This is a genomic window from Corallococcus sp. AB049A, from assembly GCF_003668885.1.
GTDB classification, from domain to species: domain Bacteria; phylum Myxococcota; class Myxococcia; order Myxococcales; family Myxococcaceae; genus Corallococcus; species Corallococcus interemptor.
Genome location: NZ_RAWL01000295.1, coordinates 1 through 10,951, shown reverse-complemented (window position 1 = coordinate 10,951; position 10,951 = coordinate 1). Strand labels below are relative to the sequence as shown.

At 70.9% G+C, this 10,951-nt stretch carries 8 protein-coding genes; 6 read left to right on the top strand and 2 right to left on the bottom strand.

Annotation, left to right across the window (positions count from 1 at the left end; genetic code table 11):
• From D7X55_RS26955 to D7X55_RS26930, 6 genes are all read left to right on the top strand, one after another.
• Positions 1-1,397: hypothetical protein (locus D7X55_RS26955; protein WP_121724559.1), on the top strand; the 1,397-nt coding region annotated here is incomplete at its 5' end.
• A complete protein-coding gene (locus D7X55_RS26950; RefSeq protein WP_121724558.1) occupies positions 1,394-4,666 on the top strand; it encodes a tetratricopeptide repeat protein in 3,273 nt (1,090 codons plus the stop codon). The genes D7X55_RS26955 and D7X55_RS26950, both read left to right, overlap by 4 nt.
• Entirely contained in the window at positions 4,657-5,160 is a 504-nt protein-coding gene (locus tag D7X55_RS26945; protein WP_233610090.1) for a hypothetical protein, read from the top strand. The genes D7X55_RS26950 and D7X55_RS26945 overlap by 10 nt, the downstream gene beginning before the upstream one ends.
• Positions 5,157-5,795: a hypothetical protein gene (locus D7X55_RS26940; protein ID WP_120549420.1), complete on the top strand. Its 639-nt coding sequence runs from the start codon at positions 5,157-5,159 to the stop codon at positions 5,793-5,795. The genes D7X55_RS26945 and D7X55_RS26940 overlap by 4 nt, the downstream gene beginning before the upstream one ends.
• On the top strand, positions 5,795-7,699 hold the full coding sequence (locus D7X55_RS26935) for a tetratricopeptide repeat protein (protein WP_120549421.1): 1,905 nt from the start codon (positions 5,795-5,797) through the stop codon (positions 7,697-7,699). The genes D7X55_RS26940 and D7X55_RS26935 overlap by 1 nt, the downstream gene beginning before the upstream one ends.
• A 23-nt stretch (positions 7,700-7,722) precedes the next feature.
• Positions 7,723-8,430, top strand: a complete 708-nt coding sequence (locus tag D7X55_RS26930; protein ID WP_147470222.1) for a laminin G domain-containing protein — start codon at positions 7,723-7,725, stop codon at positions 8,428-8,430.
• A gap of 8 nt (positions 8,431-8,438) precedes the next feature.
• On the opposite strand, the gene D7X55_RS26925 is transcribed toward D7X55_RS26930, so the two are convergent.
• A complete protein-coding gene (locus D7X55_RS26925; protein ID WP_120549423.1) occupies positions 8,439-9,200 on the bottom strand; it encodes a hypothetical protein in 762 nt (253 codons plus the stop codon).
• A 38-nt stretch (positions 9,201-9,238) separates the two neighbouring features.
• Positions 9,239-10,870, bottom strand: a complete 1,632-nt coding sequence (locus D7X55_RS26920; protein WP_121724556.1) for a hypothetical protein — start codon at positions 10,868-10,870, stop codon at positions 9,239-9,241.
• Positions 10,871-10,951: the final 81 nt, after the last annotated feature.

The window sequence follows — 10,951 nt, the reverse complement described above, 5'->3', positions numbered from 1 at the left end:
TCGCGGAGGCGCCTCCGCCCCCGCCGCAGAAGGTGCCGCCGGAGACCTTCGACAGGGCGCTCAAGGCGTACTTCGCCGGCAATCCGCGCAAGGCCGCGGGCCCGCTGTACGCGTGGCTCCAGGCCACGCCCCGCACGGACGACAACTACGCCTGGGGCCAGTACTTCCTCGCCCGCAGCCTCATCGACCTGGGCCTCACGCACGCGGGCGCGACGTACCTGGCCCGCATCGCGCGCGAGCGCTCCAACCCCAACGTGCTGCCGCGCGCGCTGGACGCGCTGAAGGGCCTGACGGACCGGCCGCACGACGAGGTGATGATCGACGAGCAGGTCTTCGGCGCGCTCGACCTGGGCTTCCTCCCGGATGAGACGGGCGCATACGCGCACTACCAGCAGGGCATGGTGGACCTGCGCGTGGGCAACGAGCGCTGGGCCAACACGCACTTCTCCAAGCTGCCGGAGACCAGCGCGGAAGCGAGCCGCGCGAAGTTCGCGCTGCTGGTGACGCGGCTCAAGCAGGTGAAGGACCCGCCTGAGGAGATGGTGAAGGACTTCCTCGGCCTGTCCGAGGACGAGAAGCTCACCCGCGAGGCGCGCAACGAGGCGGCGCTCGCGGTGGCCCGCCTGCGCTACGAGAAGAAGGACTTCCCCGGCGCGCTGGAGGCCTACGGCAAGGTGAAGCTGCCGGAACTGGACCCCGGCCGCGCCAGCCTCTACCTGGAGGAGGCGTGGACCCGCTACAAGCTGGGCGAACTGCGCACGGCGCTGGGCATCCTCACCACGCTGGACGCGCCGTCCTTCCGCGATGAGTTCATGCCGGACAAGTACCTCCTGCGCGCGCTCATCTTCCGCGACCTGTGCCACTACCTGCCCGCCAAGCGCGCGGCGAAGGAGCTGACGCGCCGGTACGCGGACTCGCTGGAGTCCGTGCGCAACCGCGAGGACCTGAGCCAGGACGCGCGCCTGCGCCGCGCCGCCAACGCTCACGGCGGCACCCAGCGCGCCGCGAGGTTCGTGGCCGTCCTGGACCTGGAGGGCGAGCGCCTGGGCCGCTACGCCGGCAGCTTCGGCGAGCGCCTCTTCGGGCACCTGACGCGCCTGTATGACCTGTCCCACGCGGAGGCCGTGCGCGTGTACGACGCGCGGCTGCAGGACGCCGTGCGCGAGGAGGCGGACACGCTCCTGCGCGCCGCGGAGCAGGTGCGCCTCATGGAGTACGAGGTGGGCCTCAAGCTGTACGAGCGCGTGAAGAAGGGCGCGCAGGTGGTGGCCGCGCAAGAGGAGGAGCTGCTGTCTCCCGCGCAGGTCGCCTTCAAGTTCGACAACGAATACTGGAACGACGAGCTCAAGTCCTACCGGGTCCGCATCGAGAGCCGTTGCATCGAGGAAACCCCATGACCGGCCCGTTCACCGGCCTCATCACCGCAGCGCTGCTCGCCGCCGCGGCCCCCGGCCCCAGCGGCCGCGTGGGGCCCAACACCAACCCCATCGTGTCCAAGGCGAAGGAGCGCGAGGAGCTCATCGCCAAGCTGAAGCGCGACATCTTCAAGGTGGACCGCGCCATCGGCGAGACGGAGAAGCTCATCTCCAAGAGCCGCAACGCCCCGTACCTGCCGGACCTGCAGTTCCGGCTGGCGGAGCTCTACGTGGAGAAGAGCCGCTACGTGTACTACCTCCAGGCGGAGTCCCGGCCGGAGGGCGCCTCGGGCGCCATCGTCTCCCCGGAGACGCGCCTGATGAAGCAGAAGGCGGTGCAGATGTACTACCGCCTGCTGCGCGAGTACCCGGACTTCAAGGACGGGGACCAGGTGACGTTCTACCTGGCGCACGAGCAGCGCGAACTGGGCCAGTTCGACGAGATGCTCAAGACGCTGGGCGACCTGACGCGCAAGTACCCCAACAGCCCGCTGCGCCTGGAGGCCGAGCAGATTCTCGGTGACCACTTCTTCGACAAGGCGGACCTGGTCGAAGCGGAGAAGCACTACCAGGCCATCCTGGAGCTGCCGCCGTCGCCGGTGCACGACCTGGCCCGCTACAAGATGGGCTGGATCCGCGTGAACCAGGCCAAGCACGCGGAGGCCGTCACGTTCTTCGAGGCGGCGGCCGCCAGCGCGCCCCTGCCCGGCGTGGACGTGAAGAAGGCGCTCAACGTCAAGCGCGAGGCGCTGCTGGACCTGGTCTACAGCTACACGGAGGCCAAGCCCCCCAAGGGCGCGCTCAACTACTTCGAGAAGCTCAGCGACAGCCGCGCCACGTACGCGCTCGCGCTGGACAAGCTGGGCAACCGCTACTTCATCAAGCAGCAGTACGAGTGGGCCATCCCCGCGCTGCGCAAGCTGATGGAAGTGCAGCCGGACCCGGAGATGGACCTGGAGCGCGGGCAGAAGCTGTACGACTCGCTCAAGGCCGCCAAGGGCAAGGTGATGCCGGAGCCGGAGGACATCCGCTTCCTCGTGCGCGCCGCCGTGCAGAGCAAGACGGACCCGGAGATGACGGAGTCCGACCGCAAGAAGCAGCTCGCGGAGACCGAGGAGATGGCGCGCGACCTGTCCACGCAGGTGCACCTGGCCGCGCAGAAGGCGGACTCGCGCGAGCTGTACCTCAAGGCCGCGGCCGCCTACCGCGAGTACCTGGGCCTGTTCCGCCCGGACCAGTACGTGCGGCCCATCATGAAGAACCGCGCGGACGCGCTCTTCGCCGCCAAGGAGTTCCCGGAGGCCGCGCGCCAGTTCGAGGAGCTGGCCCGCTACGAGGACAAGGCCAAGGACAACAAGGCCGTGGACACCGCCATGTACGGCGCGCTGCTGGCCCACTTCTCCACGCTCAAGCCGGAGGAGGCCCAGAAGCGCAACGCCTTCGAGGTGGCGGACGCGCGCCAGGCGCTGAAGCTGCTGGGCGCGACCTACGTGTCCCGCTACCCGCAGAGCGCGCACGTGCTGGACGTGAAGTTCAACATCGCGCGCGCCTACTACGAGGACGGCGAGTACCCGAAGGCGGCGGAGCTGTTCACCGCGTTCGCGCTGGCGCACCCGCAGTACAAGGACGCGCCGGTGGCCGGCAACCTGGCCCTGGACAGCCTGCGGCAGGTGAACGACTTCAAGAAGCTGGACGAGACGGGCCGCAAGTTCCTCGCGTCCGCGCTGCCGTCCAACTTCCGCGGGGAGGTGCAGAAGATCCTCACGCAGAGCAAGGCCGAGGCCCTGGACGAGCTGGCCCTGCAGAGCGCGCAGGAGACGGGCGACGTCATCGAAGGCCTGATGAAGGTCGCGGACGAGAACAAGAACAGCGACATCGGCGAGAAGGCGCTCTACGGCGCGTTCACCGCCGCGCGTGAGAAGCGCGACCTGCCGCGCGAGCGCGAGCTGGGCGCGAAGCTGGTGCAGTCCTATCCCAAGAGCCAGTACCTGTCGGACGTGCTGCTGACGCTGGGCCGTCACGCGGCGGAAGCGGCGGCCTTCAACGAGGCGGCCGGCTGGTTCGAACAGGTGGGCCAGAAGCTCACGGGCGACCTGGCGTCGGTGGACGGCTGGATGGCCGGCGCCCGCCTGCGCATCGCGCTGGGTGAGTACAAGGAAGCGTCCCGCAACCTGGAGACGGCGTCGGAGGCCGCGGGCGCGCGCAAGGGCGAGGTGCTGTCGCTGCTCGCGGAGACGCGCCTGAAGCAGAAGGACTACTCGCGCGCGAAGACGGCGGCGGAGACCGCGCTCAAGCTGGACAAGAACAACGTGGCCGCCGCGGCGGTGCTCGCGGAGGTGCAGGCCACCACCGCGCCCACCGCTCCGCCGGACGCGCTCATCTCCACCCTCACCGCCGCGGTGCAGGGCCCCAACGGCCAGACGGAGGAGGCCGCGAAGGGCCTCTGGTACCTGGGGGAGATCCTCTACCGCGGCTACAAGGACCTGCCCGCGGACAAGGTGGAGGAGAAGGTCGCCGCGCTCCAGGCCATGGAGGGCGTGTACACGCAGGCCGCGTCGCTCGGGTATCCGGAGTGGGCGGTGGCGTCGCTGTGGAAGATCGCCCTGGCATACGGCCACATCGCGGACGTGGTGGACCAGACGCCGGTGCCCGGCGGGCTGTCCGCCGCGGAGACGAAGCAGTTCCAGGACGCGGTGAAGCAGCAGGTGGGCCCGCTCAAGGCCCGCTCCGACGAGGCCTTCAAGGCCTGTCTGTCCCGCGCGGAGTCGCTGGAGGTCTTCAACGCGGCGGTGGTGGGCTGCCGCAACCGCACGGACGTGGCCGCGCTGCCGGTGCCACAGCCGGCCGCGCCCACGCAGCCCGCGGCGCTGGAGGACCTGCGCAAGAAGGCGGAGAAGGTGCTCACCGCCGAGGCGCTGGAGGCCCTGGGCATGGGCTACCTGGACGCGCACCAGTACGGCATGGCGCAGCTGACCTTCGGGCGCGTGACGGAGCTGCAGGACACGCGCGCCTCCGCGCACGCGGCGCTGGGCTGGGCCATGCTGAACCTGGGCGATGCCATGGGCGCGCGCGCGGCGTACGCCAAGGCGCTGGAGGCGGACCCCACCTACGACAAGGCCCGCCTCAACCTGGCCGCGCTGCGCTGCCGCTTCGGCGACACGGACGGCGCGCGCCGCGAGCTGGCCGTGCTCAAGGACATGGGCACGCTCAACGGTCCGGACGTGGACGCGGGGTGGAAGGCATGCAAGTGACCAGCCCCTTGCGCCGCATCGCCCCGGTGCTGTTCGCGCTCGCCGCCACCGCGTGTGGTGACGAGGGCGGCAGGCTGGAGGGCAGCGTGACGGAGCTCATCGACCTGCGCTACCAGCGCACGGAGGCGGCCCTGGCGGAGGGCACGCTGGCGGTGAGCTTCGTCAACACGCAGGGCAGCGGGCAGGACGTGGTGTTGAAGGTGAGCGCGCGCGTGGCGGACATGCTGCCGGACGCTGAATACGCGGGCTCGCTGGACATCGACCTGGCGGAGGCACTGGAGGACGGCTCGCAGCGGGGCAGCGTGGACCGCAGCGTGCTGGATGAGCCGGTGCGTCCGTTCCCGCCGCTCGTGCGCGGCAACCTCTTCGTGAAGTCCCTTCCGAAAAACCCCGGGGACCGGGTGTCGGGCGAGTTCAACGTCACGTTCACCAACGGCACCGACGTCTACTCCGGCCGGACCATCTTCAGCCGTTTCGAGGCCACTGCTCCATGAAGCGCCACCTGCTCCTCAGCCTGTCCCTCCTGACCGCCGCCTGCGGCCCGAGCTACGGCATGCGCGTGCCGGACGCGCTGGTGAAGAAGCTGCCGTACGAGACCCGCATCGAGCTGCTGGAGGCGGAGAACGACCTGGCGCTGGCCATCGACCGGGTGGACGAGGCGGACAACGAAATCAACCGCGCGCGCGACAACATCCGCCGCGCGAAGTCCCGCCAGGAGGCCGCCGAGGACGAGGAGGACCGCGCCCAGGACGCGTCCTCGCGCGAGGTGGCGCAGCTGGCCATCGCGGAGTCCGAGGCCCGCGTGGAGTACCTGCGCGCGCACCAGCGCCTCAACGTGGGACTGCGCGAGGTGGAGCAGCTGTCGCTGCGGTGTGCCTTCGCCCGCTTTGAATTGGCGCGGCTGACGGCGGCGCGCAAGGCGAAGGTGCAGGGCAGTGAGCGTCTGGAGCCGAAGGAGTTCGAGCAGCAGGTGTCCGAGTGCGAGGCCGCCGTGAAGGAAGAGCGCGCGAACCTCGGGGGGGACACGAAGGAAGCGCAGGCGGCGAAGGAGGCGTGGGAGGCGAAGAAGGCCGCCCTGGCCAAGAAGACCTTCGACGCGCGCGCCAGCCCGTACGTGGAGAACCTGTGATGACGAAAGCCGGAGTCCTTCTCCTCCAGTTGTTGACGGCCCAGGCTCCCGCTCCGGAGGCAGCTCCTCCGGAGAAGCCCGCCGCCGCGCGCGCGGACAAGCTGCCGGACGACCCGGACGCGCTCTACAAGCTGGGCACCGCCTTCCTGTCCCAGAACCAGCCGCGCCGCGCGGTGGCGCCGCTGACGAAGCTCGTCGGCCTCACGCCGGACGGCGTGCCCGCGAAGGTGGCGCTCGCGCGCGCGCTGCGGCTGTCGGGTGACGTGCCCAAGGCCAAGGCGGTGCTGGACGCGGCGCTGGCGGCCTTCCCGGAGGAGGCCACGCTGCGCTCGGAGCGCGGCATGCTGGCGCGCATCCAGGACGACACGGACGAGGCGATTACCCAGTACTCCGTGGCCACGGAGCTGTCGCCCAAGGACGCGGAGCTGCGCTTCAACCTGGGCGAGGTGCTCCAGCGCGCGAACCGCACGGATGACGCCATCGAGGCGTACCGAGAAGCGCTGAAGCTGGACGGCGCGCTCCAGGTGGCGCGGGTGAACCTGGGCAAGGCGCTGGCGGAGAAGGGCCTGGCCGCCGAGGCGAAGGAGGTGCTGCGCGAGGCCATCCGGCAGAAGGACTCGGACGCGGAGGCGCACTACAACCTGGGCGTCGTGCTGATGCGGGAGAACGATGTCACGGGCGCGTTCGCGGAGTACCAGGCGGCGCTGAAGGCGGATCCGAAGCACGCGCGCGCGCAGAACAACCTGGGCGTGGTGCTGGACGGCCAGGGCAACGCGCGCAAGGCGGCGGAGGCGTTCCAGAAGGCCATCGCGTTGGATCCGAAGTACGCGGAGGCGCACTTCAACCTGGGGCTCGCGTGCTTCCAGCTGGGGGAGAACGCCCGGGCGACGAAGGCCTTCGAGAAGGCGCTGCTGCTGGAGCCCCGGCGCGCGAGCGGTCCGTACACGCAGCTGGGCCAGCTGTACCTGGCGCAGGGCAAGAAGACGCAGGCGGTGTCCGCGTTCCAGAAGGCCATCGAGAAGAGCGCGGACGACGGCAAGAAGACGACGGAGGCCTACCAGGGCCTGGCGCGCGCGTACCTGGAACTGGGCAAGGTGGACGACGCGGTGGCCACGCTGAAGACGGCGGTGGAGACCTTCCCGGACGAGCCCGGCGTGCGCGCGGGCTACGGCGACGCGCTCAAGGCCAAGGGCGACCTGGACGGCGCCATCGCGCAGTACCAGGCCTGCGTGAAGCTGCAGCCCACGGTGGACAACCGGCTGATGCTGGCGGAGGCGTACGCGAAGAAGCACGTGGGCGCCCAGGCGCGGCCGCTCTACGAGGCCGTGCTCCAGGAGGACCCGAAGCACCGCGCGGCGAAGCTGGGCCTGGCGGACCTGCTGCTTTCCATGGGCGACTACGCGGCGGCGGAGAAGCTGCTGACGCCCGCGGATGGCGAGGAGGCGGACACGGCGGCCCTGGCGCGGCTGGGCATCCTGCACTCGCGGCGCGGCCGGCCGGAGCTGGCGGTGCCGGAGCTGGAGTCGGTGGTGGCGAAGGACCCCGCGCAGCTGGAGGCCCGCGCGGAGCTGGGCTTCCTGTACCTGCGCGGCGGTGACGAGGCCAAGGCGCTCCAGGTGCTGAGCGACGTGCTGGCGGTGGAGCCTCGCAACTCGCTGGGCCTCTTGTACCTGGGGCACACGCTGTACCGGCAGGGCAAGCTGCCGGAGGCGGAGAAGGCGTTCCGGGGTTCGGCGCAGGTGGACGCGGGCGCGGGCGAGCCGCACTTCGCGCTCGCGCAGCTCCTGGAAGCCACCAACCGCAAGGCCGAGGCCAAGAAGGAATACGAGGCCACGGTGAAGCTGCAGCCGGACCACGCTGACGCGAAGTCCGCCCTCCAGAAGCTGGCCGTGGACGTGCCGTGAGGAACATCATGCGAAACCAACCGATGCGTGTGGGACTGTCTGCCCTGTTGCTGCTGGGGCCGGTGACGGCCGGAGCGGTGAGCCAGAAGCTGCGTTACAAGTTCGAGTCGGTGTCCGACCCGGTGACCACCGTGGTGGACGACAGCGGCAAGGGCCACACGGGCACCGTGCAGGCGGCCAACGGCGGCACCGTGACGGTGGAGGCGGCGGGCTACGAGGGCCAGGGCGTGCGCTTCCCCGCCGTCTGTGCCGGGACGACGTGCGCGAAGGCGTTCATCAGCGCGGCGGATGCCGTGTCGCTCAACCCGGGCACGGCGCTGTTCTCCTTCGGGGCGCGCGTGAAGGTGACGCTCGCGGAGCTGAGCGCGGACCACGGCTCCAACCTGGTGCAGAAGGGGCTCTCCTCCACGCCCCAGTGGAAGCTGCAGCTGGACGACGCGGTGACGGGCAAGCCCAGCTGCGTGGTGCGCACCACCGGCGGCGCGGACGCCGTCATCGTCAAGGCGTCCGTGGGCATCGCGGATGGCGTCTGGCACAAGGTGACGTGTCAGCGCACCAGCACCACGTTGACCATCCTCATCGACAACGTGGCCCGTGGCAGCGCGCTGCTCGCCAGCACCTACGACATCAACCCCACGGGCCAGTCCGTCGGCATCGGGGCCAAGAGCGCGGGGAACAACAACGACCAGTTCCACGGCGCCATCGACGAGGTGTACTTCAACCTGGATTGAGCCCGGGGCTATTCGCGGGAGCGCATGAGCGCATCCGGCAGCGGAGGCCCCGCCGGCGTGGGCAGGGGGGACTCCGCGAGCGTCCGGCCGAAGTGGTAGCGCGCCTCCGCGTGGACGCCGAAGGATTCACCTCCGGCGCTCGCCAGCAGCACGAGGTCGTCGTCGGGGCTGGAGCCCGCGGGCAGGCCCAGGGTCCAGGGCACTTCCTTCGTGTCTCCGTCCACGACGATGGGCGACGTGGGGCCTTCGCGGAGGACCGTGCGCGGCGGCACGCGCAGCGAGACCTGCACGGGCGCGGTGAAGCCCGGGCCGCGGTCCAACCGCGCGACGAGCCGCACCGTGTCCGCGCTAGCATCCACCACCCGCCAGGAGACGTGCAGCGGCGCGGGGATGCGCGCCGTGGCGGGGAGCACCGTAGGCTGAGGCGCCGTGCTGTCGGCCTCCTGACCTCGCGTGAGAACCGTGGAGGAAGAGGCGGTCACCGTCACCGTGACCTGCGACTTCACCGGGACATGCCGCGAGTCATGAGGCTCACGCGCCGGCAGCTCCCACGTGCCCATTCCGTGGGCGGGGAGCGCCACCGAGCGCGCGGAGGCCAGGAGCGTCGGCGACGACGTGTGGACGGGCTTCTCCCGATGCGCTTGAGGCGGTGGCTCGGAAGGCCTTGGCGGCTTCTTGCGCCGCACGCGGTCCACGCCGGAGGCCATGCTGGCCGAGAGCGCTCCGACGAGTGCCAGCGCCAGCACGGCCCCCGCCACGCGCTTGCGCATCAGGGGGCGCAGAAGGAATCGTCGGCTTCGCGGAAGCTTCATGGGCACAGGGGCTCGTGGCTGGGATACGGGAACGCCGTCGCGGGCTCGGTGGCCGCGTCCACCAGGGTGCTGGGGAAGCCCTTGCACATCAGCGCGTCCAGGAAGTCCGCGAGACACGGTGACGGCCTGCCCGTGTCCACCACGTCCAGGAGCGCGCCCTTCTCATCCCGCGTCCAGGTGTGCCGCGTGTAGCCGCGTGCCCAGGGGGACCGGTTCATCGTGGGCGCTGCGAGCGCGTCGTAGAGGGGCTGGCTCGACGGGGTGCCGTTGGCCGCGCGGTAGAGGATGGCCGCCACCTCGTTCTCGTCCACGGGCTGGAGCAGACCTCCCTCCGCTCGGGGCCGCGTCCAGGGGCTCACCGAGGAGGCCCGCGCGGACAGGTCCACCCAGAACATCGTCCCGCCCTGCCGGTCGAAGTAGCGGGGGCTGCGGCGCGCGTCCGCGCTGAACCACGTGGCCCAGCCTTCGCTCCACGCCTGCCCCGGAAAGGTGGGCACGCCCACGTAGTGCGGACCGCCCTCCTCCGGACTCGTCCCCCGGCTGGCCATCACCCAGTGCCCCAGCTCGTGCATCACCATCGCGTCCGACCACCACGCCGCATCCGTGTCCCCCGGCAGCCACACCTGCGACTCCCAGCTCCGCCCCACCGCCGTCACCGGCCACGGCGCGAAGCACGCACCGCAGGACCAGGTCGTCGCGAAGCCCAACCACGCCACCACCGAAAGGCCATCGCGTCCGTCGTAGCGCTCGCGCATCCGGCGCCACGCCGTGCCCAGCACGTCGAACACCGCGGCCGCGCCGGAGCCCTCGGACTCGGCGAGCGTGAACACGGGCTGCTCGGACAGCTCGCGCGTCGTGCGCGACCAGCTCCAGATGCGGGCCGAGTCCCCGGGCACCGTCTTCACGGTCTGCTCACCGGTCAAGCCGGGGTCCGCCACCGCGTAGGCCACCGCGCCATCGCGTCCCCGACCGGCCGCGTACACGACGACGCGGTCATCCTCACCGGGAGACGGCGACACCTTCAGCGTGAAGCGGCCCGCGTCATCCGTCACCTGCGAGTCCAGGACCTTCGAGCCCTGGAACGACACGATGAGGAACCCGCGCGCGGGCACCGGCTCCACGTCCAGCGTCCATGCGCGGAACTCCGCGTCCGGGAAGCGTCGCGCGTAGCGCACCGTGCCGCTCAGCGTGGGTCCTGGCCTGCCACAGAAGCCACGGCCCGGAGCGGCTTCACAGGCCACGTCACAGGCCCGCGCCACCCACCGGCCATTCGTGCACAGCTGCAACGCGCCGGACTCCGTGCACCGCGAGACGCCGTCGACGCAGGCCGTCCCCGAGACACAGGCGACCTCGGGCGATTCGACGCAGGTCGTGTCCTCCGCGCAGTCCTCCCGGTGCACGGCGCCGCCTTCACAGCGCTCCAGCACCCGAGGCCCCAGGCACCGTGACGGCGCGGGGAGCTGATCACACGCGAGCGCGGGCCGGATGCTCTCCTCGGGCAGGGACGTGACGCAGGCCGCGCAGGCCGCGCCTTCGCAGTCCACGGCACAGGGCGACAGCTCCGCCCCCGGGTCGCACCCCGCGAGCGCAAGCAGCGCCACGCACCACACCCAGACACCGCGTCCCACCAGGAGGAAACCTCGTTCGAATCAACGCGAGCGAGAAGACACCACGCGCGGCTCGGCGTCAGGCAGAGCCAGGAGGGCGAC

What these genes read in the sequence shown, in the direction of transcription:
- D7X55_RS26945 (WP_233610090.1), top strand. Translation starts at nt 4,657, where the DNA reads ATGCAAGTGACCAGCCCCTTGCGCCGCATCGCCCCGGTGCTGTTCGCG.
- D7X55_RS26930 (WP_147470222.1), top strand. Translation starts at nt 7,723, where the DNA reads ATGCGTGTGGGACTGTCTGCCCTGTTGCTGCTGGGGCCGGTGACGGCC.
- D7X55_RS26935 (WP_120549421.1), top strand. Translation starts at nt 5,795, where the DNA reads ATGACGAAAGCCGGAGTCCTTCTCCTCCAGTTGTTGACGGCCCAGGCT.
- D7X55_RS26950 (WP_121724558.1), top strand. Translation starts at nt 1,394, where the DNA reads ATGACCGGCCCGTTCACCGGCCTCATCACCGCAGCGCTGCTCGCCGCC.
- D7X55_RS26940 (WP_120549420.1), top strand. Translation starts at nt 5,157, where the DNA reads ATGAAGCGCCACCTGCTCCTCAGCCTGTCCCTCCTGACCGCCGCCTGC.
- D7X55_RS26925 (WP_120549423.1), bottom strand. Translation starts at nt 9,200, where the DNA reads ATGCGCAAGCGCGTGGCGGGGGCCGTGCTGGCGCTGGCACTCGTCGGA.